The sequence below is a fragment of the Chryseobacterium balustinum genome (genome assembly GCF_900168205.1).
In the GTDB taxonomy this organism is placed as follows: domain Bacteria; phylum Bacteroidota; class Bacteroidia; order Flavobacteriales; family Weeksellaceae; genus Chryseobacterium; species Chryseobacterium balustinum.
In genome coordinates, this window is record NZ_FUZE01000011.1 from 30,867 (window position 1) to 53,085 (window position 22,219).

General features: G+C 34.1%; 20 protein-coding genes. 16 read left to right on the plus strand and 4 right to left on the minus strand.

Features of this window, described 5'->3' with window-relative positions; genetic code table 11:
- Positions 1-7 precede the first annotated feature (7 nt).
- The 5 genes from B5X64_RS13325 (at position 8) to B5X64_RS13345 (ending at position 3,482) form a co-directional block, all read left to right on the plus strand.
- Positions 8-388 (plus strand): VOC family protein, encoded by a 381-nt coding sequence (locus tag B5X64_RS13325; protein ID WP_079465720.1) that lies wholly within the window; start codon positions 8-10, stop codon positions 386-388.
- 35 nt (positions 389-423) lie between these two features.
- The gene (locus B5X64_RS13330; protein ID WP_079465721.1) at positions 424-1,464 is read left to right on the plus strand and encodes a glutaminyl-peptide cyclotransferase; all 1,041 of its coding nucleotides are present in this window, start codon (positions 424-426) and stop codon (positions 1,462-1,464) included.
- Between the two features lie 91 nt (positions 1,465-1,555).
- Positions 1,556-2,461, plus strand: coding sequence for a hypothetical protein (locus B5X64_RS13335; protein WP_079465722.1), 906 nt, complete (start codon positions 1,556-1,558; stop codon positions 2,459-2,461).
- A gap of 32 nt (positions 2,462-2,493) precedes the next feature.
- The gene (locus B5X64_RS13340; RefSeq protein WP_079465723.1) at positions 2,494-3,108 is read left to right on the plus strand and encodes a deoxynucleoside kinase; all 615 of its coding nucleotides are present in this window, start codon (positions 2,494-2,496) and stop codon (positions 3,106-3,108) included.
- Positions 3,109-3,131: 23 nt separating this feature from the next.
- A complete protein-coding gene (locus B5X64_RS13345; RefSeq protein WP_079465724.1) occupies positions 3,132-3,482 on the plus strand; it encodes an ArsC/Spx/MgsR family protein in 351 nt (116 codons plus the stop codon).
- Positions 3,483-3,564: 82 nt separating this feature from the next.
- On the opposite strand, the gene B5X64_RS13350 is transcribed toward B5X64_RS13345, so the two are convergent.
- Both B5X64_RS13350 and B5X64_RS13355 read right to left on the minus strand, forming a co-directional pair.
- The gene (locus B5X64_RS13350; protein WP_079465725.1) at positions 3,565-3,870 is read right to left on the minus strand and encodes a DUF493 family protein; all 306 of its coding nucleotides are present in this window, start codon (positions 3,868-3,870) and stop codon (positions 3,565-3,567) included.
- Between the two features lie 39 nt (positions 3,871-3,909).
- Complete coding sequence (locus B5X64_RS13355) at positions 3,910-4,587, minus strand: DUF4197 family protein (RefSeq protein ID WP_079465796.1); 678 nt, start codon at positions 4,585-4,587, stop codon at positions 3,910-3,912.
- Positions 4,588-5,014: 427 nt separating this feature from the next.
- On the opposite strand from B5X64_RS13355, the gene B5X64_RS13360 reads away from it, so the two are divergent.
- From B5X64_RS13360 to B5X64_RS13385, 6 genes are all read left to right on the plus strand, one after another.
- A complete protein-coding gene (locus B5X64_RS13360; protein WP_079465726.1) occupies positions 5,015-7,870 on the plus strand; it encodes a SusC/RagA family TonB-linked outer membrane protein in 2,856 nt (951 codons plus the stop codon).
- A 3-nt stretch (positions 7,871-7,873) separates the two neighbouring features.
- Positions 7,874-9,325, plus strand: a complete 1,452-nt coding sequence (locus tag B5X64_RS13365; protein WP_079465727.1) for a RagB/SusD family nutrient uptake outer membrane protein — start codon at positions 7,874-7,876, stop codon at positions 9,323-9,325.
- Between the two features lie 71 nt (positions 9,326-9,396).
- The gene (locus tag B5X64_RS13370; protein ID WP_079465728.1) at positions 9,397-10,785 is read left to right on the plus strand and encodes a glucoamylase family protein; all 1,389 of its coding nucleotides are present in this window, start codon (positions 9,397-9,399) and stop codon (positions 10,783-10,785) included.
- Positions 10,786-10,988: 203 nt separating this feature from the next.
- Complete coding sequence (locus B5X64_RS13375) at positions 10,989-11,696, plus strand: carboxylesterase family protein (RefSeq protein WP_079465729.1); 708 nt, start codon at positions 10,989-10,991, stop codon at positions 11,694-11,696.
- 143 nt (positions 11,697-11,839) lie between these two features.
- Positions 11,840-14,170, plus strand: coding sequence for a beta-glucosidase BglX (gene bglX / locus B5X64_RS13380; RefSeq protein WP_079465730.1), 2,331 nt, complete (start codon positions 11,840-11,842; stop codon positions 14,168-14,170).
- Between the two features lie 62 nt (positions 14,171-14,232).
- Positions 14,233-14,643: a hypothetical protein gene (locus tag B5X64_RS13385; protein ID WP_079465731.1), complete on the plus strand. Its 411-nt coding sequence runs from the start codon at positions 14,233-14,235 to the stop codon at positions 14,641-14,643.
- 220 nt (positions 14,644-14,863) lie between these two features.
- Here the strand turns inward: B5X64_RS13385 and B5X64_RS13390 are convergent, their stop codons facing one another.
- Both B5X64_RS13390 and B5X64_RS13395 read right to left on the minus strand, forming a co-directional pair.
- Entirely contained in the window at positions 14,864-16,030 is a 1,167-nt protein-coding gene (locus tag B5X64_RS13390; RefSeq protein ID WP_079465732.1) for an iron-containing alcohol dehydrogenase, read from the minus strand.
- A 67-nt stretch (positions 16,031-16,097) separates the two neighbouring features.
- The gene (locus B5X64_RS13395) at positions 16,098-16,973 is read right to left on the minus strand and encodes an AraC family transcriptional regulator (protein ID WP_079465797.1); all 876 of its coding nucleotides are present in this window, start codon (positions 16,971-16,973) and stop codon (positions 16,098-16,100) included.
- A 403-nt stretch (positions 16,974-17,376) separates the two neighbouring features.
- Between B5X64_RS13395 and B5X64_RS13400 the strand changes: the two genes are divergently transcribed.
- The 5 genes from B5X64_RS13400 to B5X64_RS13420 all read left to right on the plus strand — a co-directional run bounded on the left by B5X64_RS13400 (position 17,377) and on the right by B5X64_RS13420 (position 22,077).
- Entirely contained in the window at positions 17,377-19,380 is a 2,004-nt protein-coding gene (locus tag B5X64_RS13400; RefSeq protein WP_074229308.1) for a S9 family peptidase, read from the plus strand.
- A gap of 386 nt (positions 19,381-19,766) precedes the next feature.
- On the plus strand, positions 19,767-20,321 hold the full coding sequence (locus B5X64_RS13405; RefSeq protein ID WP_228418915.1) for an RNA polymerase sigma factor: 555 nt from the start codon (positions 19,767-19,769) through the stop codon (positions 20,319-20,321).
- A gap of 11 nt (positions 20,322-20,332) precedes the next feature.
- A complete protein-coding gene (locus tag B5X64_RS13410) occupies positions 20,333-20,671 on the plus strand; it encodes a hypothetical protein (protein ID WP_079465733.1) in 339 nt (112 codons plus the stop codon).
- Positions 20,672-20,761: 90 nt separating this feature from the next.
- Positions 20,762-21,019, plus strand: coding sequence for a hypothetical protein (locus B5X64_RS13415; protein ID WP_079465734.1), 258 nt, complete (start codon positions 20,762-20,764; stop codon positions 21,017-21,019).
- Between the two features lie 407 nt (positions 21,020-21,426).
- Positions 21,427-22,077: a DnaJ domain-containing protein gene (locus B5X64_RS13420; RefSeq protein ID WP_079465798.1), complete on the plus strand. Its 651-nt coding sequence runs from the start codon at positions 21,427-21,429 to the stop codon at positions 22,075-22,077.
- Positions 22,078-22,219: the final 142 nt, after the last annotated feature.

The following is a 22,219-nucleotide window of genomic DNA, read 5'->3' on the forward strand; positions in this document are numbered from 1 at the left end:
ATTTAAGATGAAATTCAAATCACTGCAACCCATTTTATGGACCGAAAATTTAGATGAAACAGTTGGTTTTTATCTTTATATTTTAGGTTTTTCACTGAATGAAAGAAATGACGATTGGCAGTGGGTTTCTCTCCAAAAAGATGAAATTCAGATGATGATTTCAAAACCTAATCAACATGAGAAACTAAACGGAATCGGCTTTTCCGGCTCGTTTTATTTTAATGTGGAAAATGTAGATGAGGTTTGGGAAGATTTAAAATCAAAAGCTAATATCTGCTACGAAATTGAAACTTTCGAATGGGGAATGAGAGAATTTGCCATCTACGATAACAACGGATATATTCTGCAATTTGGTCAACCTGCATCAGAAATTAGCAGAGAGGAATAAAATTTGCTATTTTTGATAAAATTTTAGAAATAAAAATGAAAAACAGAATAATTGTAGGTTGTGCAGGATTACTTTTGGCAGCGTCTTTTATGGTAGTATCTTGTAAAGATGACGAAAAAATATTGACTTCTCTGGCTGATTATAACGCATCAATGGAAACTACAGGTTACCATTTTGGCGATAAGTTGGATATTCCTAAAGATGTTTTAGATAACGCAGAAAGTATTACCATCAGTTTTGGCGAAAAAGAATCTACAAGCCTTGTTGTAGACCCAAAATATTTTACATTAGGTGATAATGCCGTGACTTTTAATATTAAAACGAAAGGTGGCGAGACTTTATATCAGGATGCAACCATTAATGTGTACAGCAAAAGCCCCGAGCAAAATTTAAGCTATGAAGTAGTTGCTGAGTATCCTCATGACCCGAATAACTTTACACAAGGTTTTCAGCTTGATGGTAATACAGTATATGAAAGCGAAGGACAATACGGTTCGTCAAGATTAATTACCTACAAACTTGGAGAAAATACTCCGATTAAAGAAACAAAACAACCGGATGATGTTTTTTCTGAAGGAAGTACCATTGCAGGAGATAAAGTGTATCAGCTGACTTGGGAAAACAAAAAAGGATTTGTTTATGACAAAAGCACTTTAAGTCTGGTTTCTGAATTTGCTTATCCGGATATGATGGTAAAAGGTTGGGGCTTAACGTATGACGGAAAAAATCTTATCGCTTCAGACGGGACAAAAAATCTTTATTTTTTAGATAAAAATGATCCTTCGAAAATGGTTAAATATATTTCAGTGGCAGGAAATACTTCAGTGTATGATCAATTAAACGAGCTGGAATATTACAAAGGATTTATCTATGCAAACGTTTGGCACAAACCTATTATTTTAAAAATAAATCCTGCGAACGGTGAAGTGGTAGGGAAATTTGATTTTACAAAAATTGCTGATCCTTTTACTAAAGCAGACAGCGAAAATGTATTGAACGGAATCGCTTTTAAAGGTGATAACATGCTTGTGACTGGAAAAAAATGGTCGAAAATTTATGAAGTTGCCATCAAATAGTTAAAATTGAAAGCAAGTTCAGATTGAATAAAATAAAGTATGTAAATTGGTAGCGTTCCTTTTGGAGCGCTATCTTTGTAAAAAAGTTTTTTTGAAATTAATATCTCTCTTTCTGGTTTTGGTTTTCTGTTCGGTTTCTGCGCAGAAAGTACTTCCTTTTGATACATTAAAGCTTAAGGAAACGAAAGATATGTTTTCAGACGATTATGGAAATCTTTATCTGTACCGAAATAAAGATTTCAGTTTTACCAAATACGATTCTCTGGGAAAACAGTTAGGCAAACTGATGTTTACTGTTCCGTTTAAAGTTCAGGAAATACAAAATCCTTTAACGGTGGCACTTTTTTCTGAAAATGCACAGGAAATGAAATTTGTGGATCAAAATCTTAATGAAATTCAGAAGATTGATTTTAAACAAAAATTCAGCTTTATAAAACATGCTTATGCAGAAGATCTGCAACAGATTTGGTTGCTGGATGAAAGCACAAAACGTCTTCTTCAATATAATTTCAGAAACGAAACAACCATCAATTCTTTTCCTTTTGATGCCAGTTTCGATGAGGTGATTGATCTTTTGGTTTTTGAAACGAAGGTTTATATTTTATCTAAAAATCAGTTCAGAGTGTATAATTTAAAGTTCGAAAAACTCTTTGAAGCTCCTGTAGAAAATGCAAAACGTTTCCGCAGAGAAAACGAAGTGATTTTAATTATTGCTAAAAATACCATATTCAAATATAATCCTGAGAAAGGTTTAACCAAAATCTTTGATGATCCCGACGCACAAATTGTGGATAAAAATTCGTTATCATATTTTGAAATAAAAGGCAACAAACTCTATCTTTACACCCTTGAAGATATCGCTGATATTAAAAAGCTTAAAGAAGCCGAAAACCAGAAAAAAGAACTTGAAAAATCCATCGAAAAATTGGAAAAAGAAAAATCTGAAAAATCAGATATTCTTAAAGTAATGGATGAAATTCAGGATTTGGGCTTTTAGATTTTAACATTTCAAAATAAAGAGACAGAAATATGCATATTGCAGTTACAGGAAACATTGGTGCAGGAAAAACTACTTTAACGACGATGCTTGCCAAACATTACGGTTGGGATGCCCAGTTTGAAGACGTAGATCACAATCCTTATCTGGAAGATTTTTACGCAGACATGAGTAAGTGGAGTTTTGCTTTGCAGATTTATTTTCTGGGCAGCAGATTCCGTCAGGTAAAAGAGATCAGAGAAAGCGGGAAAAATATTATTCAGGACCGTACGATCTATGAAGACGCTCATATTTTTGCAGAAAACCTGAATGATATGAAGCTTTTGTCGGATAGAGATTTCAAAAATTACGCATCACTTTTTGATTTGATGAAAACTTTTGTTTCGGCACCCGATTTGCTTATTTACCTTAAATCTGATGTGCCCAATCTGGTGAAAAAAATCTATAAAAGAGGAAGAGAATATGAAGCCTCGATCAGTATAGAATATCTTTCTAAACTGAATCAGAAGTACGAAAAATGGATTTCAAATTACACAGAAGGCAAATTACTGATTATCGAAGTTGATGATCTTGATTTTGTAGAAAGACCGGAGGATTTTGGATTTGTTTTGGAAAAAATAGATGCCGAACTGAACGGTTTGTTTTAAAATAATTTAGCTTAAATTTTATTATGATGATTAAGGTCTTACACAACGGAAACTGTTCAAAATCAAATGCTGTTTTAGAGTATTTGGACGAAAATGGTGTTCAGTTTGAAATCATCAATATTGTGGAAGATCCTCTAAGTGTTTTGGAACTGAAAACAGTTTTAAAAAAATTAAATCAAAGCGTTTTTCATATCATCAGAAAAGAAGAGAAATTATATCTTGAAAAATTTGCAGGAAAAGATCATACGGAAGAAGAATGGCTTCAGATTTTATCTGAAAACCCGTCTTTGATACAGAGACCAATCATTATCAAAGGCTCGGTTGCTATGTTGGGAAGACCTCTCGAAAATGTGAAATTCTTTATAGAAAAATAGATTTAAGAGTAATTTTAAATCTTATAAAAAGAAAAAGGTTAGTTTATGAAAACTAACCTTTTTTTATTGGGATTTTATTCACTTACAATAAAATTACGCCTTCAATTTTTGCAACTTCCTGATAAATACGGACTACCTGATCCGCATCCAAAACAAAAGCGTTGATATTGCATGCGGTATATTTTCCGTTTTTACTTTCGCGGTTTCCCAGTGTAAACTTTATACCGTCGAAAACTTTATAAATTTCTGTAAGCTTAGCATCATCCGTAGGGATAATGAATTTAAACAGATAATCTTCCGGAAAATCATGATTGTTCTCTAGTTTTTCCTTTAATGATTTATAAAATTCTTCAGGATTTGTGTTTTCATTTCCTTGTAATATTTCCATTTTCTTCCTTAATTATATATAAATTTAACAAAAATTCATTTACTTTCCAAATGGAGCAAGTAAAGACGCTGAATTTTGCTTTTCATGATCTTCGATGATATTAAAAAGACCGTTTACAATTTGTTCTGAAGCCAACATACTCAATCCACCCGCGTTGACATTGGTTTTATTTCCACCCAAAAGGCTTCCTAAAAGATTGCTCCCCGATAATGCCGTATTGATGGTTTTTACGATACCGTATTTATTGAGTTCCTCTTCAACTCTTGGCGCAATAGCTTGAACCAATTGGGTCTGAGTTTTTTCTTTCAAAATTAATGTAGCCGTTCCTTTTTCACCCTGAATAATCCTTGTTACATCTTGCGCATTAAGGCTGTTAACTGCTGTTTCCAAAATAGGTTTTGAAATATTTACCGTGTAAACAGCAGCTTCAGCAATGTATTGTCTCTCTTTAGCCACAATAGAAGGAGCTATTTTTTCTAAAGTAGTGTTGATGTCTCTTAACTCTTTTGGTAAAGCTTTATCAACTAAATTATTTTGTAGAAATGCTTCTTTGTTACCGTAAATATTGGCTCCTTTATTGATTCCGCCTAATAAAACTCTTTTAATGACTGCTAATCCTAAATCTGTAGTAGCAAGTGTAGAGCAAGAGTTTAAACTTGTGGTAATCACTGCACCCGTTCCGAAGATTAGTGCAGCGGCTATAATATATTTTTTCATTTTCAATTTTTTTACTATTGTCAAATAACGCTCCAAAGGTAAAGACAAATGTGTATTTAACAAAAAATTATTTGTTTCACAAAAAATCAGATTTTATGCTGTGAATTATAGTTCATTTTACTACCAAAGTTCAGATTGTATAGATTTGAGACATTAAAAGCGTTTTTTGGGTGATTTTTGCTTGAAAAAAAGCTTTGCTTCAATGTGAAATATTCATTTATATTAAAATTTTCAATTGTGTAATTTATTAAAATTTAGTTTTACTTAACATATTTCACAAATTAACAACCATTTAATAAATTATTTAACTAAATTTAACATCAGTTGATATTTTTTATATTTTTGACCAAAGTCTTCTTTTGAGAAAATAAGATTTGCCAAAAGCTGATTTTTACACAATTGATTATACAAGATAAAATTAAACTATATGAAACAAACTAATTTAAAGTACTCTTGTCTTATTGCCGTTCTCTATTTTGGGATGAATGTCAATGGGCAGGTTGCTCCTAAAGACACTGTGACGAAAGAGCAGAAAATTGAGGAGGTGGTGATGATTGGATATGGTAGTCGTAAAAAAGTAGATAATACGACTTCGATTAGCTCAATCAGTGCCGAAGAAGTTACTAGAACAAAAGTTTTAAATGCTTCACAAGCTATTCAAGGAAAAGCAGCTGGGGTGCAGGTTACAGCTTCTGATGCGCCAGGTTCTACTCCTACCGTTATGATTAGAGGTTTAGGAACTGTCCTAGGGGGGAGAACTCCATTGTATGTTGTAGACGGAATGTTTACAGATAATATCAATAATATTAATTCTAATGATATCTTAACGTATGACGTCTTGAAAGACGCTGCGGCTTTAGCTATATATGGTAATAGAGCTGCAAATGGTGTTATTATTATTACTACAAAATCGGGACGAGGAAAACTTAGTGTTTCTTACGATGGCTTAATTGGAATAAGAAATCCTCTGAAAACTATTAAAATGGCAAATGCCTCTGAGTTTGCTAATTATAATAATGCAGGTAGTAAAAGTGACTATTTAAATCCAAATCAACCCTATGATACAGATTGGTTTAAAGAGATTACAAGAACTGGAGTTTATAACCAACATAATGTTTCGATCTCTGGATCATCAGAAGCTGCAAAATATTTTTTTAGTTTTGGGAATTATGAAGAAGAATCTATCCTAAAAGGAACTAAATATAACAGAACAACCATAAGAACAAATAATGAGTTTAGAATTGCTAAAGGTATCAGATTATCTCAGACTTTGAGTGCTACATTTACCAATGATACACCTAAATCATTTGGAGCTTTTACCAACGCCTATAAACAATCTCCATTAGTTCCTGTATATTATCCTAATGGAAAATATGGACAGCCAATTATTGATAAATCTAATGGTAATATTGGATATGAAGGTGGAAGATTTAACAATGTAGGAAATCCGGTTATGCAGCTTGCTTATGATAATCAAGAAGGAAAAAATTTCTTATTGCAAGGAGGTTTAAAATTAGACATTGATATTGTTAAAGATTTAAAGTTTACATCTCAATTTAGCGGAGAATATAATAATTATAAATATTATAATTTTGTAAATTCTAAATCCTTCTGGCTAGATAGTGATCCGATGAGAACTGAAAGCCAATATTCTTCAACATCGCCATTAACCAGATTAACAAATAGAACTCAAAACTATTATAATTGGTTACTGAATAATTATTTAACGTATACTAAAAAAGTTGGAGATCACGATATCGAAATTGTAGCTGGTACAGAAGCTTCTGTGAAAAATGGTCTTGAGACTTTAATTATGAATAGGAAAGATGTTCCTGTTTCACAAGATTATTGGAACCTTAGTGGAGTTGATTATTATGGTAGCTTATATAGTGATAATGAGACGAAAGCTCTTGAATCGATAAAAGGCAACAGAAATACAACAATTTCTTATTTTGGAAGACTTCAATACAAATTTATGAACCGTTATTTATTGAGCGGAACAATCAGAAGAGATGGATCCTCTCAATTTGCTGATGGTAATAAATGGGGAACATTTCCATCGTTTGGTGCCGGTTGGGTTGTATCTGAAGAAGACTTTATGAAAGATGGTTTCTTTAGTTTATTAAAACTTAGAGGAGGATGGGGTAAAATAGGTAATCAAAATGTACCTCTAAATTATTTACCACTTTCACTAGGGGCTACTTACAATTATGCATTTGGTAGTTCTCCTGTAAGTAATGGTGTTACAATTAATAAAGGATATGATCCGGATTTAGGATGGGAGATTACTGAAGAATCTTCTTTAGGACTAGATTTTGGTATCTTAAATAATAGATTAACTGGTACTTTTGATGTTTACAACAGAAAAACGAAGAATCTTATTTTGGGTGTAGTGCCATATTTAGCAACAGGGATTTCTGAAGTAAATTATTCTCATATGGGAAGTGTTGTGAATAAAGGTGCTGAAGTAAGTTTTAACTGGGCTGATAAGGTGGGTGAAGACTTTTCATATTCAATTGGTGCAAATTATTCTTATAATAAAAACAAGCTTGCAAGTATTGATCTTTCTAAACCAGTTTCTCAAATTGTAGGAGGAAACCTAGGTAACGGAGTAGATACAAAACTTTTCAATGCCTCAGCTGTAGGCTATGCTTTAGGTAGTTTCTATTTATATGAAGCAGATGGTTATGATGCAAATGGTAATTTAAAATTCAAAGATTTAAATGGTAATGGAGTTACTGGAAGTGCAGATCCGGGAGATAAGCGTTTCTTTGACTCTTACATACCAAAATCTACATTAGGAGTTAATATTTCAATGTCTTATAAAGATTGGGATTTTGCTCTTAGTGGTTATGGAGCTTTTGGATTTAAAGTATATAATGGCAAGAAAGCTCAAAGAAATGGTGGTGAAAATGTTGAGGCTTCTGTAGCTAATGATTTTTGGACACCAACAAATACAAATGCAGCAAATCCTGTTAACCCAGCTAATATTCCGATTGCATCAACATTCTATTTAGAAGATGGAGATTATTTCAGAATCAATAATATTTCGGTAGGGTATACATTTAAGAATGTTACTGACTACATGAAATCCATTAAGCTTTACGTAAGTGCTATTAATCCTTTTGTATTTCAAAAATATTCAGGGTATTCTTCAGAATTGTCAGGATATAATCCTGCTGATACAACGGCAGAAGGTGATCCGTACAAACGTGCAGGGATAGAATTAGATGCTTATCCTACATTGAGATCTTTTGTATTTGGTGTTAACCTAAATTTTTAAAAAATGAATAAGAAATATATTATAGCAGCCGCTTTTTTAATTTTAGGAGCTGTTAATCAAAGTTGTAGTGAGGATTTTATTGATGTATCACCTACAGAATCTATTCCAGAATCTGCTCTTGGTGAAATATATAATAATAACGAAGGAGCAAATAGTTTAGTAACAGCTATTTATGCTAAATTCTTAGACTGGAATATGAGTACTTTTGCTTGGATTGGGGTAACATCTATTGTTTCAGATGATGCAGATAAAGGTTCTAGTGCAAGTGATTCTGGTTCAGATAAAGATATTTTAGACGCTTTGAGCTTTACTGCATCAACTCCATCATTCAAAGAGTTATTCGCTTCCAATTACCAAGGGATTAATAGATGTAATCAAGCATTAAAATATCTTCCTCAATTAGATAAAGCTGATCCACAACTACGTGAAAGATTAGCTGGTGAAGCTAAATTTTTAAGAGCATTTATGTACTTTACTTTAGTGAAATCTTTTGGAGGAGTTCCTTTGGTAGATCATGTTCCGATAACAGGTGTTGAAGCTGATAAATTAATGACGCTTACAAGAAAAAGTAAAGAAGAAATTTATGCATTTATAGAAAAAGATCTTAAAGAAGCTGCACAAGTTTTACCAACAGGGACTGGAGGGCAAAGAGCAACAAAAGGAGCTGCTCATGCACTTTTAGCTAAGGTTTATTTATACCAGAAAAAATGGCAATTAGCTGTAGATGAGAGTAATTTAGTTACAGGTTATTCCCTTACTCCAAGTTTTCAGGAGATTTATAAAGTTTCAGGAGAAAATAATGCTGAATCAATCTTCGAAATTAATGGTAGTGGAGGAACAGCAGGAAGAGCAATTCAACAATACAGTCAAGTGCAAGGAGCAAGAGGTACTACAGGTTGGGGATGGGGATTTGCAACTCCTACTCAAGGTCTATATGATGCTTACTCTATAACAGATACAAGAAGAGATGCTACAATTATTCATAGAGATATGACTTTATATGATGGATATTATGTAGGTCCAAATACAGATAATAAATTTTATAATTATAAAGCTTATTCTTCAAACTACAGAGATCAGGCTTCTACAGATGTCAATATTCGTTATCTTAGATATGCTGAGATTCTCCTAATAAGAGCCGAAGCTATGAACGAATTAGGGCAGACGTCTGCGGCTATTCCTTTCTTAAACCAAGTAAGAAATAGAGCTAATATAGGAGATACTCCTGCTACTTCTCAAACTGATATAAGATTAGATATCTGGAAGCAAAGAAGATTAGAATTCGCTTTTGAACATGACAGATGGTTTGATTTAGTAAGAACAGGTCAAGCTGTAGCAGCTATGGCAGCTGACGGTGGAAAAGTATTTAAAGTTGGTAAGCATGAGTTGTTCCCACTTCCACAAGATTTTATTATGGAAGCTGGTGGATTATCAGCTCAAAACCCTGGTTATTAATAATCAAAATATATGAGAGGAGAATGAAAGTTCTCCTCTTCTTTTAGTATCTAAGTCTAAAAAATGATATAATGAAAAGGATAATACTCTCAATCGCAGCGACATCATTACTTATTGTCTCTTGCAAAAACTCTCAAGTTTCAAAACAAGAATCTACTCAAAAATCAGTTGTAAAATCTAATATTACAGATGAGCAATTGATGAATAAAGTTCAAAAAGATGCCTTGAAATATTTCTGGGATTATGCGGAACCCAATTCTATGTTGGGCAGAGAACGTTATCACGAAGACAATATCTATCCGGATAACGACAAACATGTTATTACTACTGGAGGTTCAGGTTTTGGTTTAGCAACTATTTTAGTGGGTGTTGAGAGAGGTTTTATTTCAAGAAAAGATGCGGTGAAAAGGTTGACAACCGCAATGGACTTTCTTGCAAAAGCAGATCGTCATAAAGGAGCTTGGTCACACTGGATTAACGGAGAAACAGGAAAAACCGTTCCTTTCGGAAAAAAAGATAATGGTGGAGATTTAGTAGAAACCGCATTTCTTACCACAGGAATTATTCAGGTGAGAGAATATTTCAAAAACGGAAACGCTGAAGAAAAAGCGCTTGCCAAAAAATGTGATGAGCTTTGGAAAGGTATTCAGTGGAACTGGTACACCAAAGGCGGTGAAAAAGTACTGTATTGGCATTGGTCACCAGAATATCAGTGGGAAATGAATTTTCCTTTAGAAGGATATAATGAGTGTTTAATTACCTACATTTTAGCAGCCTCATCGCCAACATATTCTATTGATGCCGAAACATATGAGAAAGGTTGGACGAGAAACGGAACTTACCTTTCAGACAAAGAAAAATACGGTCTTCCGATGTATGTAAAGCACAACGGAGCCGAAGAATATGGTGGGCCATTATTTTGGGCACAATATTCTTACATCGGTTTAGATCCTACCAATTTATCAGATAAATTAATTAAAAACTATTTCGATTTAAATAAAAATCAGGTACTTATTGATTACAAATACTGTGTCGAAAATCCAAAACAATGGAAAGGTTACGGACCAAATTATTGGGGATTAACGGCTGGTTATTCAAGAAACAAAGACGGAAGTGTTGGTTACGATGCCCACTTCCCGCAAAACGATCATGGAGTAATCACTCCAACAGCGGCTTTGAGCAGTTTCCCTTACTCACCGAAAGAATCTATGGACTTTTTGAGATTTATTTATACTCAAAAACCTGAATTCATCGGTTCTGCAGGACCTTACGATGCTACTTCAATTCATTATAACAATTGGACGACGCCAAGGTATTTAGCCATCGATCAGGGAACTATCGCTCCGATGATTGAAAATTACAGAACAGGATTTTTGTGGAAATTATTCATGAATGCTCCTGAAATTCAAAAAGGATTAAAAAAATTAGATTTTAAATCAGAAAAATACAATATTAAATAGTTTTTAGGAGCTATTTCCCGCTATCCGCTTTATCTTTTGTGTTTGTTACGACCTCCGCTTCGCTCCGGTCGCAAAACAAAAGGGTGTCGCTCCTATCGGGGCTAAAAGATGCAGTAAGAATAGAATATTTATCAATAGAAATGGGCTTTAGCCCGTTTAACCAAAAATAAAATCAAACGGCTATAGCCAAAACCTAAAGAAATATGAATTTAAAACTAAAATATTTACCCCTTTTGCTTTTGCCATTTTCTTTAAGCTTACATGCTCAGGAAATCAAAGCAGAACTGAATAAAGAAGTTAAAAGAGTAGAAAAAATCTCATATATTTTAGATTATCCTCAAAAAGCAAAAGGAAATGTTCCTTTGATTGTATTTCTTCATGGTTCAGGAGAAAGAGGTAATAATCTGGAATTGGTAAAAGCGCACAGTCCTTTTACTTACAAAAATCTGATTAAAGAACCTGTGGCAATTTTAGCGCCTCAATGTCCTGAAAATACGTGGTGGGATACGGTAAGCGTTTATAATTTAATTAAAGAAATTCAGAGTAAATATAAAATTGATGCTTCCAGAATTTACCTTACAGGGCTTTCTATGGGAGGTTGGGGAACACTGAAACTCGCAATGGAGCATCCCGAAATGTTTGCTTCCGTAGTTTCTGTTTGTGCACCGACTGATCGTGTGATGTATGCGAATATTCATCAGTACAAAAATTTAAACATGAAGATCTATCATGGCGGAATGGATGATGTCGTGTTGCCGGAAAATGCATTCAACTTTTACCAACAACTTCATCCGGTTAATCCATCTGCAGAATTGACGATCTTCCCAAATGATAACCATAATTCATGGGATTCTACTTATTCAAATCCAGCATTGTATGAATGGATGTTGTCTAAGAGAAAAGAAAAATAATTGAATTAAATAATAAAAATCTTTGAAAAATTAACTATTTAGTTTTTCTTTGCTTTAAATAGAATCATTGATAAAAAATATAATTTAAGAAATAAGATATATGAAATCGAAGATTCACGAATTCCTTAAAAAAATGAAGTAGTATGAGTAAAAATTTAATTGTAATTGCGACTTTAGCATTAGCTCCTATGTTTTCGGCGCAGGAAATGGTTACAAAGCCGGTTCAGTCTTATCAGACCGTACAATATCAATCAAAGAAAAAGGCTTTTGTTGATGCTCTTTTAGCTAAAATGACCTTAGATGAAAAAATCGGACAGCTTAATTTACCGAGTTCAGGTGATTTTACAACTGGTTTGGCTAAAAGTTCAGACATCGGAAAGAAAGTTGAGCAAGGATTAGTCGGTGGATTGTTCAATATAAAAGGTGCTGAAAAAATTAAAGCGGTACAAAAAGTTGCCGTTGAAAATAGCCGTCTGAAAATTCCACTAATTTTCGGGATGGACGTCATTCACGGTTACGAAACTACTTTCCCGATTCCATTAGGTTTAGCGGCTTCATGGGATATGAATTTGGTACAGCAATCAGCAAGAGTTGCAGCAAAAGAAGCAGCAGCAGACGGAATCAACTGGACGTTCTCGCCAATGGTTGATATTTCCCGTGAACCAAGATGGGGAAGAGTTTCTGAAGGTTCTGGTGAAGACCCGTATTTAGGAAGTGAAATTTCTAAAAATATGGTGTACGGTTACCAAGGAAAAGATTTGGCAAACGGAACCAATATTTTGGCTTGTGTAAAACATTTTGCGTTATACGGAGCTGGTGAAGCAGGTAGAGATTACAACACGGTTGATATGAGCCACGTAAGAATGTTCAACGAATATTTTCCACCTTACAAAGCAGCTGTTGATGCTGGAGTAGCTTCTGTAATGGCTTCTTTTAATGAAGTTGACGGAGTTCCCGCAACAGGAAGCAGATGGTTACAAACTGAGGTTTTAAGAAATCAGTGGAAATTCAAAGGTTTTGTAGTGACCGATTATACCGGAATCAACGAAATGGTAGACCACGGAATGGGAGATCTTCAACAGGTTTCTGCCTTAGCTTTAAAAGCCGGAGTTGACATGGATATGGTAGGTGAAGGTTTTTTAACAACATTAAAAAAATCTTTAGCTGAAGGAAAAGTAACGCAGGCTGAAATTGATATGGCTGCAAGAAGAGTTTTAGAATCTAAATATGATTTAGGTTTATTCGACAATCCTTACAAACATGGTGATGCAAAACTAGCTGCAAAAGAAGTTTACAGTTTAGAAAACCGTAATATCGCAAGAAGTGCAGCAGCTCAGTCGATGGTTTTAATGAAAAATGAAAACCAGGTTCTACCTTTGAAAAAATCAGGAACTGTTGCAGTAATCGGTCCATTGGTCAACAACTCAATGAATATGGCTGGAACTTGGAGTGTGGCTACAAAGCATGCTGTTTCTGTTAACTTAATGCAGGGTCTTCAGGCTAATTACGGAAAAGATGTTAAATTTCTTTCTGCAAAAGGCGCCAACATTGATTACGATGCTAAATTAGAAGAAATTTATGCAGCTCACGGTAAGAAAACCGACAGAGACAACCGTTCAAAAGAAGCATTATTAAAAGAAGCGGTTGATATTGCCAACAAAGCTGACGTTATTGTTTTAGCAATCGGGGAATCTGCAGAAATGAGCGGAGAATCTTCTTCAAGAACTGAAATTACAATTCCTCAGTCTCAGGTTGATTTGTTGAATGAATTGAAAAAAACAGGGAAACCAATCGCAATGGTACTTTTCACAGGTCGTCCTTTGGCGTTAACCAATGTGAAAGATGCTCCTGATGCTATTTTGAATGCGTGGTTCGCAGGTTCAGAAGCTGGAAATGCAATTGCTGATGTACTTTTCGGTAAGGTAAACCCTTCTGGAAAATTGCCGATGACGTTCCCGAGAAGTCTTGGTCAGGTTCCGATTTATTATAATGCTAAAAATACAGGTCGACCATTAAGTCAGGAATTAACTGATAAATGTGAATACCAAAGATTCCGTTCTAATTATATGGATGAGTGTAATACACCTCTGTACCCGTTTGGTTATGGATTGAGCTATTCTAAATTCAATTATTCCGATATAACGGTTTCTAACGCTAATCCAAAAGGAAATCAATCAATCCAAGCTTCGGTTACTGTGACAAATTCAGGAAACTATGATGGAGCAGAAGTGGTGCAGTTATACATCAGAGATATGGTGGGAACGATTACAAGACCAGTAAAAGAATTAAAAGGATTCCAAAAAGTAATGTTGAAAAAAGGAGAATCTAAAAAGATTACTTTCGACATCACTCCAGAAAGTCTGAAATTCTACAACGGAGATTTAAAATATGACTGGGAAGCCGGAGAATTCGATATCATGATTGGTACAAATTCTGAAGAGGTGAAACATTCAAAAATCAACTGGACGAAATAATTTGTATAAGCCGCTCAAAAAGAGCGGCTTTTTTTATATCTTAGAAGTACAAATTATTAAATATGAAAAAAACAATTTTATTCAGTGCAATGTTCCTTGGTTCATTAGTTTTTGCTCAAAAAGCCCCGATTGTAGGAGGCGACAGAGACGTTCACGGTTGTATGCCTTCTGCAGGTTATACTTATTCTCAACTCAGAAATAATTGCGTAAAAGTTTTTAATCAGAAAATAAAACTGAAAGAGGTAAATCCAGAAGGAAGTTCCACATCAATGACGGCAGTTATTTTCAGTAAAAATATGAAGAAAGCCGAGATTTTTATTCCACATCAAAGTGCAAAAAGTATTATTCTTGAAAGAGAAGGAAATGGCAAGATCTGGAAAAGCGGAAGTTACATCAAAGAAAGCTATGTTTTAGTTCCGTACAAGAAAAAAGGATATCAAATTAAAAAAGATGATGTAGTAATTTATCAATAAAACAAAAAGCAGGAAGCCAAAATGGTTTCCTGCTTTTATATTTATCTTTAAAATTTGTAGCTTTTTCCGGCTATCCACTGTATCTTTTTTGCTACAACCTGCGCTTTGCTTCGGTTGCAACAAAAAAGGATGTCGTTTCTATCCGGGCTAGTAATGATATTTTACAAATAAACCTCACAGGTTTTCAAAACCTGTGAGGTTTGATTACAAAAAAACTAAATTACCCTGCAACAACTTCTTCAGCATACACTACACCTTCATAACAAGCATTGTAGATCGCTTTCAATTCATCCAAAGTAGGAACTCTTGGGTTGAAACCTGTACAAGGATCTACCAAAGCATTGTTGGCGATGTAATCTAAGTTTTTATCCCAATCTTCTCTTGAAATTCCGAATTCTTTAATTCCTGATTGGTTGTTAACTTCAGAACGTAAAGTTTCAATTGCTTGCGCCAACTCTTCAGTAGTTTCTTTACCAATTACTCGTGCTAGATCTGGAAAACGACTTGTAGCAGCTGAGTTATAACGAATCACATTCGGAAGGAAGATCGCATTAGAAGCACCATGAGGAATTCCGTACAATGCGCCAACTTGGTGAGACAAAGAGTGTACAATTCCTAACCAAGCATTATTGAACGCCAAACCTGCCATAAATGATGCATCATGCATATTTTGACGAGCTACAATATTGTTAGGGTTTTCTACAGCTTCTTTTAAATTATCAAAAACGATCTCTAAACCACCTTTTGAAAGTGCATCAGCAATATTGTTATCGATATTTGAAACATAAGCCTCTACACAATGGGTCAATGCATCAAGACCAGTATTTGAAGTGACGTGAGCCGGCATTGAAGCGCAGATCTCACCGTCAATGATCGCAACATCAGGAGTCAATTCATAAGAAACTACAGGATATTTTACTCCTTTTTCTCTGTCGGTAATTACGGCAAGTCCAGTCGTTTCAGTACCTGTTCCGCTTGTAGAAGGAATAGCGATAAATTTTGCTTTGTTTCTAAGAACTGGTACTGTAAAAGGTTTGATCAAGGCATCAAATTCTACATCAGGATATTCATAAAACACCCACATGATCTTTGCTGCATCAATTGCTGAGCAACCTCCTAAACCGATGATCCAGTCTGGTTGAAAAGCATTGATAACTTCAGCACCTTTCAGACAAGTTGCAGATGACGGATCTTCTTCTACACCTTCAAAGATCTTAGTTTCAATTCCTGCTTCAGTAAGATAGGCAACTGCTTTATCCAGCGTTCCGCTTTTTCTCATTGAGCTTCCTCCGGTTACGATCACTGCTTTTTTACCTTTAATATTTGCCAATTCAGAAAGACTTCCTGCTCCGTGGAAAACTTCTCCTGCAATAAATAATTTGCTCATTTTTCTTTTTTAATTTTAATAGAGCAAAATTAGACAAGCCAAAACGAGTGATGTTATACAAACAAGACTATGCGTTATACATTTGCGCCAGTTCTTGTTGAAGTTCGGTCGGAGTTTCCTTGAGTTTTGCTTTTACAAACTTGTTGAGTGCGGAAGGAGAATTAAAACCAAGATCGAAAGCAATTTCTTTATGAGAAAGATCAGAAAACATCAGTTGACGTTTTATTTCCATTAAAATTCGGTTGTGAATGGCCTGAATTGCCGTTTCCCCACAATGTTTTTTTGTGATCGAATTTAATTTTTTTGTAGTAATTGCCAACTCTTCGGCGTAATACTGAACGGTTCTGTACTGTTTATAATGCTCGTTCAATAATTTTTTAAATCGAACGTAAATTGGTTTGTCGGCTGAATCATTGTTTAAAATAGGATGCAAACCGTGAACGGATTCAATTAAACCTAAAAGGAAAATTTTAATTTGAAATCTCGCTTGTTCTTTTTTTATCAAACTCGGATTTTCATAAATTCCTTTGATAATTTTTATCGCATTTAAACTTTGTTCAAAATCTTCTTGAGATAAAATAGTACAGTTAAGTTGGGTCGAAAGGTTGACATTATAAGTACTCAACTCGTTTTTCAAAATATCTGAACAGAATAATATTTCTTCGAACAGAATGATTTTACCTTTTAAATCTTCACTTATATCTGAAATAAAATGAACCTGCTCAGGAAATAGCACAGAAATTTTTCCTGCCTTTAGAGAATGGATCTTATCTTCAATATGAACCTGAAGTTTTCCATTTTCTATAACAACAATAAAGAAATGGTCTTTTTTGTGAGGTTTAAAATATTGGTTTAAATTTTCCTCATTCAAATCAAAAATACGGAATGAAAGATTTTTATCTTCAAGTTTTTGGATGTTTTTTTTGATTTCCAGTTTCTTCATGGTTCCCATTTCTAAGCTTTGTTTTAAAACGAAGCGACAAATTTAGACTAAAACATAATTAACCTCCAAAACACATTGTTTTTAGAAAAGCTATTATCAATTTTTATCACGGAATAATTTAAAATAAAAAAACTTTAAACCTTATTTTACCACAAAAGAATCAAAAGAAATGATTTAGGAAAGAGTAATTCAAAAGTTTACAAAATATGAATTTTAGTTTATTATCAGTTTTGCTGGCTTTTGAATAACTTATTTCCGTACGAAATCTTTTGATTCTTTTGCGGTTAAAAAATCTCATATACTAAAAAGTACACAATTAATTTCACAAATTAGCGATAAATAATGTAACGTTTTGTGTAGGTGAAGCGTCTTATATTATATCGTTTAACCAAATCCATGAAATATGAATTTAAATTCCAAAATTTTAGGTATTACACAAGTGGTAATCACAAGCCTCATGATAAATGCACAAACTACTGAAAACAAATTACCGGGCGACCCGACATTGGTTTCATCAAAAGCTACAATAGAAAAGCTTATTTCCTACGACAAAGGAAACTTTAAATACAAAGTGGAAGATTATTTTGCAAGACCGAAAGCTTCACAATTTAAAATTTCTCCAGACGGGCTTTATTTATCTTACAAAGAAAAAGATAAGGACAGCAAAAATCATGTCTATGTAAAAGATTTAAGATCGGGAAAAATTACAAAGGCGTTGGTAGAAAAAGATGATTTGATAAGAAGCTACGGCTGGCTCGATAAAAAGCGTTTGTTTTACACACAAGATAAGGGTGGAAACGAAAATATCCATTTGTACGCCGCTGATATTGACGGAAAAAACTTAAAAGACTTGACTCCTTTTGAGGGAATTACGTTAAATTCTGTAAGATTGATTAAAGATACAGAGTTTGTTATTGTGAGCATGAACAAGAACAATAAACAGATCTTTGAACCGTATAAGATCAATTTTAATACAGGCGAAATTACACAGTTGTATGAAAATAAAGATGTAAAAAGTCCGATTGATGATTATCTTTTCGACAGACAGGGCAATCTGAGAGGCTACACCATTCTTGAAAATGGTTTGACGACCAAACTGTTTTATAAAGATTTGCAGACGGGTAAATTTAATCTTGTTAAAGCGACCGATTGGAAAGATACTTTTAGCGTAATTAGTTTTAATGATAATTCTAAAAACAAAGATGAGGTTTATCTGGTAACCAATCTTGGGAGTGATAAATCGAGAATTGTATTGTATGATTTGAAGAAAAATGCGATCATTAAAGAAGTCTATTCTAATCCTACTTTTGATGTTTCTTCAATAGCACAAGCTGGGAAAAGCAGAAATTATGAGCTAGATTACATCAGCTATAACGGAATTAAAAATGAAACGATTCCTGTAAGTAAATTCTACAAAGAAATTCATGATAAGCTGACTTCCGAATTTGGTGATAAACAGTTTGGAATTGCTTCTTCAGACGATAAAAACGAAAAATTATTGGTCGTTGTTGACAGTGATAAACTGTATGGAAAGTATTATGAATACGATACAAAAACCAAAACGACCAAGCTTCTTTTTGATTTGATGCCTCAGTTAAAAGAGGAAGATATGGCAGAAATGCGCCCAATTCAGTTTAAAAGCAGAGACGGACTTACCATTCACGGATATATTACACTCCCGAAAGCAGCTTTGAACGGTGAAAAAGTTCCTTTGATTGTCAATCCTCATGGTGGACCGCAAGGAATAAGAGATGATTGGGGTTTCAATCCTGAAACACAGTTGTTTGCTAGCAGAGGATATGCTACTTTGCAGGTTAATTTCAGAATTTCTGGTGGTTACGGAAAAGAGTTTCAAACATCCGGATACAAACAAATCGGCCGTAAAGCGATGGATGATGTAGAAGACGGTGTAAAATATGCGATTGAGCAAGGCTGGATTGATAAAAACAAAGTAGCAATCTACGGCGGAAGTCATGGTGGTTACGCTACATTGATGGGATTGATTAAAACTCCTGATTTGTATTCTTGCGGAGTTGATTATGTAGGAGTTTCCAATATTTTCACGTTCTTCGATTCTTTCCCGGAATACTGGAAGCCGTATAAAGAAATGGTAAAGCAGATCTGGTATGATTTGGATAATCCTGAAGAAGCAAAAATAGCAAAAGAAGTTTCGCCGGTTTTTCAGATTGATAAGATTAAAAAGCCATTATTTGTGGTTCAGGGAGCGAATGACCCAAGAGTAAACATCAATGAATCTGACCAAATCGTTAAAGCTTTAAGAAGCAAAGGATTTGAAGTTCCTTACATGGTAAAATATGACGAAGGACACGGTTTTGGAAAAGAGCCCAACAGAATTGAGTTTTATAAATCGATGTTAGGTTTCTTTGCTGAGAATTTCAATAAATAAATTGCATCCAAGTTGATAAAAAAAGAACGGAAAGTATTTTGCTTTCCGTTTTTTTTATTTGGAAGAGTGAGACAAAAATATATATTCCTCAATGTTTAGACGTACAGAATTCCCCTCCTTTGGAGGGGTGGATTAATTTTCAAAGAAAATTGAGACGGGGTGGTTTTTAGCCCGGATAGAAACGGTTACCCCACAGCAAGCGATGGAAAAAGTGAAGGAGCGAGGAGTAATAGTGGATAGCCGGATAAGCTTCTGAAAAAAATATTGCGGCAAAAACACGATTAACAAACGAAAAATTGAAAATCCAAAAAAATATTTTAAATTTATTAAAGTAAAACAAACAGCACAGTCGTCCTAGCAATATGGAGATTGTCGAAAAATTACCAATGCCACAGAAGGAAAAGGAAAACATTATTTCGCAGACCGTAACAAGTTACGGTGGAAAATTGATGTCTTTTATTCGTCCGAAAGTGAAAAATACCGAAGATGCCGAAGATATTCTGCAGGAAGTTTGGTACCAGTTCAGCAGTTTGACCAATCTTTCTGAAATTGTAAATGTTGGCGGATGGTTGTACCGTGTTACTGCCAATAAAATTACCGATAAATACCGTAAAAAGAAAACTGAAAATCTTGAAGATTTTGTCTACGAAGATGAAGACGGAACGTTTTCTATAAAAGATATTCTTCTTTTGGATGACAGCGCAGGACCGGAAGTAAAAATGTTTCAGGATGAAATCTGGAAAAAACTGTTTGAAGCGTTGGAAGAACTTCCGGAAAAACAGAAGCTCGTCTACATGGAAAATGAACTGAACGATAAAACTTTACAGCAAATCGCCGATGAACAGGGTGAAAATATAAAGACCATTATCAGCCGGAAAAATTATGCGGTAAAGCATTTGAGAAACAGATTGAAACAATTGTACGAAGATTTAAATAATTAGAAATAAATAAAATGAACAATAAATATAAAAAAAGCTGGATACTTTTAATTTTATGTCCGCCATTGATTTTCCTTGTCGTTGCATTGATTGTAATGTCATTGTGGAATTGTATTCTTCCCGAAATTATCGGTGTGAAAACCATTAATTATTGGCAGGCAATGGGAATTTTAATTTTAAGTAAAATTCTTTTTGGAGGCTTTCATGGGAAATTCGGACAGGGAATGAGAGATATGAAAGAAAAACATCTGAGACATAAAATGGAAGGAATGTCTGATGAGGAAAAAGAAAAATTCAAAGAAGTCTGGAGACAGAAATGTTCAACCGGATTCTTCAACAGAAATAACGAATAGTTTAAAAATTTTTAGAAGTAGTAAAGTAAAAATAAGAACGAATTCGTCTCTATAAAAAACAAGAAGTAGTAAAATTTAAAATTTAAGAAAATGAAAAATTCAGTATTAAAAGGAGTGTTAGGAGCACTTGCCGTTGCCGGAGTTGCAATAGTTGCTAAAAAAGTAATCGAAAGAAAAAGATTTGTAAGAGGTATTTTTAACGAATACGGAATCAAAGAAAAATCTCCATTCGGATTGGCAGATAAAATCAGAGAAATGGATGAGGAGCAATATCAGGAACTGAAAGGAAAGTTCAAAAAAGAATTTGCGTCAAGATGTTGCAGAAAAGATAACACTTGCGAAGCGTAAGTTTGAAATAACTAAAATTAAATTGTCTTATTCAGGCGCGGGAAGCAAAGCTTCCCGCGCCTGAATTTTTTTGCTATGAATGAGTTTTTGCCACGAATACACAAATTATTTTTACATTAAATCAACACAAAGTTTGTCATTCCGCAGGAATCTCGGCAACAAATCTATAGAATAGCTTAGATCCCTTCGGAATGACAAACTCGACGGAGAATAAACTTCAAAAAATTAAAAGATTCATCTTTGCTGCGTGAAACGCTTTAGTGGACGAAAAATATTTTCAATAATTTAAAAAAAATATTAACCATAGCGTTGAAAAAAAGAGATTGCTTCGCTTTGCTCGCAATGACAAAAATCTTAAAAAATTAAAAGCTGTAGAAAAATATTTCCTTATTTTTGTATTCACTTTCATGAAAGATTACTATTATTTTCTCGGTATTCCTCACGATGCTTCGGATGAAGACATCAAAAAATCCTACAGGAAACTTTCATTAAAATATCATCCCGACAAAAATCAAGACGATGATTTTTTTGCAGACCGGTTCAAAGAAATTCAGGAGGCTTACGAAACGTTAAGTGATAAAGGACGAAGAATTACATATGACCAGAATTTAGAAAGTCTGCAGAAAACTTTCAGATATACCGTTCCACCTTCTATTAAAACTTTTACGGCTAATAAAATTCATGCAAAAAAAGGGGAGGAGATTATCATTACCTGGCAAACTCAGAATGCTGATGTAGTAAAAGTTCTACCGTTTGGATTGGAGAAAGCGTATGGAGAAAGAATTTTTAAAATTACAGAATTTAAAAACGGAAAATTTCAATTGTTGTTGCATGCAACCAATTCGCTTTTGCATAAAACCGTTGTTCAGGGAATTACAATAACCGAAGTTTTTGAATCTGATGGTGAGAAATTCAGAGACAGAGCAGAAGAGCTTTTTAAGTCACAACCAAGAACTGTAACCAATCCTAAAGGACAGCCAAAAATTTTCAGAATTATTCTGGCGATTCTATTTTTAGCTTTAGCATTGTACTTTTTAATCAGCAGTTTGTATAAATAAACTACCTAAACTAATTGGCTGACTACGCTAGTTTTTTTCTTCCCGGGCATTTTTTGCACCTTTTTCCTTTCTTAAACTTTTTGCAGCAAGATTTTTTGTCGCCACAGAACATTTCTTCATTCTTGAAAGAAAATGCCGGAGA

What these genes read in the sequence shown, in the direction of transcription:
- B5X64_RS13415 (WP_079465734.1), top strand. Translation starts at nt 20,762, where the DNA reads ATGAAAAATTCAGTATTAAAAGGAGTGTTAGGAGCACTTGCCGTTGCC.
- B5X64_RS13385 (WP_079465731.1), top strand. Translation starts at nt 14,233, where the DNA reads ATGAAAAAAACAATTTTATTCAGTGCAATGTTCCTTGGTTCATTAGTT.
- B5X64_RS13375 (WP_079465729.1), top strand. Translation starts at nt 10,989, where the DNA reads ATGAATTTAAAACTAAAATATTTACCCCTTTTGCTTTTGCCATTTTCT.
- B5X64_RS13350 (WP_079465725.1), bottom strand. Translation starts at nt 3,870, where the DNA reads ATGGAAATATTACAAGGAAATGAAAACACAAATCCTGAAGAATTTTAT.
- B5X64_RS13360 (WP_079465726.1), top strand. Translation starts at nt 5,015, where the DNA reads ATGAAACAAACTAATTTAAAGTACTCTTGTCTTATTGCCGTTCTCTAT.
- B5X64_RS13330 (WP_079465721.1), top strand. Translation starts at nt 424, where the DNA reads ATGAAAAACAGAATAATTGTAGGTTGTGCAGGATTACTTTTGGCAGCG.
- B5X64_RS13400 (WP_074229308.1), top strand. Translation starts at nt 17,377, where the DNA reads ATGAATTTAAATTCCAAAATTTTAGGTATTACACAAGTGGTAATCACA.
- B5X64_RS13340 (WP_079465723.1), top strand. Translation starts at nt 2,494, where the DNA reads ATGCATATTGCAGTTACAGGAAACATTGGTGCAGGAAAAACTACTTTA.
- B5X64_RS13390 (WP_079465732.1), bottom strand. Translation starts at nt 16,030, where the DNA reads ATGAGCAAATTATTTATTGCAGGAGAAGTTTTCCACGGAGCAGGAAGT.
- B5X64_RS13355 (WP_079465796.1), bottom strand. Translation starts at nt 4,587, where the DNA reads ATGAAAAAATATATTATAGCCGCTGCACTAATCTTCGGAACGGGTGCA.
- B5X64_RS13325 (WP_079465720.1), top strand. Translation starts at nt 8, where the DNA reads ATGAAATTCAAATCACTGCAACCCATTTTATGGACCGAAAATTTAGAT.
- B5X64_RS13410 (WP_079465733.1), top strand. Translation starts at nt 20,333, where the DNA reads ATGAACAATAAATATAAAAAAAGCTGGATACTTTTAATTTTATGTCCG.
- B5X64_RS13395 (WP_079465797.1), bottom strand. Translation starts at nt 16,973, where the DNA reads ATGAAGAAACTGGAAATCAAAAAAAACATCCAAAAACTTGAAGATAAA.
- B5X64_RS13345 (WP_079465724.1), top strand. Translation starts at nt 3,132, where the DNA reads ATGATGATTAAGGTCTTACACAACGGAAACTGTTCAAAATCAAATGCT.
- B5X64_RS13370 (WP_079465728.1), top strand. Translation starts at nt 9,397, where the DNA reads ATGAAAAGGATAATACTCTCAATCGCAGCGACATCATTACTTATTGTC.
- B5X64_RS13405 (WP_228418915.1), top strand. Translation starts at nt 19,767, where the DNA reads ATGCCACAGAAGGAAAAGGAAAACATTATTTCGCAGACCGTAACAAGT.
- B5X64_RS13365 (WP_079465727.1), top strand. Translation starts at nt 7,874, where the DNA reads ATGAATAAGAAATATATTATAGCAGCCGCTTTTTTAATTTTAGGAGCT.
- bglX (WP_079465730.1), top strand. Translation starts at nt 11,840, where the DNA reads ATGAGTAAAAATTTAATTGTAATTGCGACTTTAGCATTAGCTCCTATG.
- B5X64_RS13420 (WP_079465798.1), top strand. Translation starts at nt 21,427, where the DNA reads ATGAAAGATTACTATTATTTTCTCGGTATTCCTCACGATGCTTCGGAT.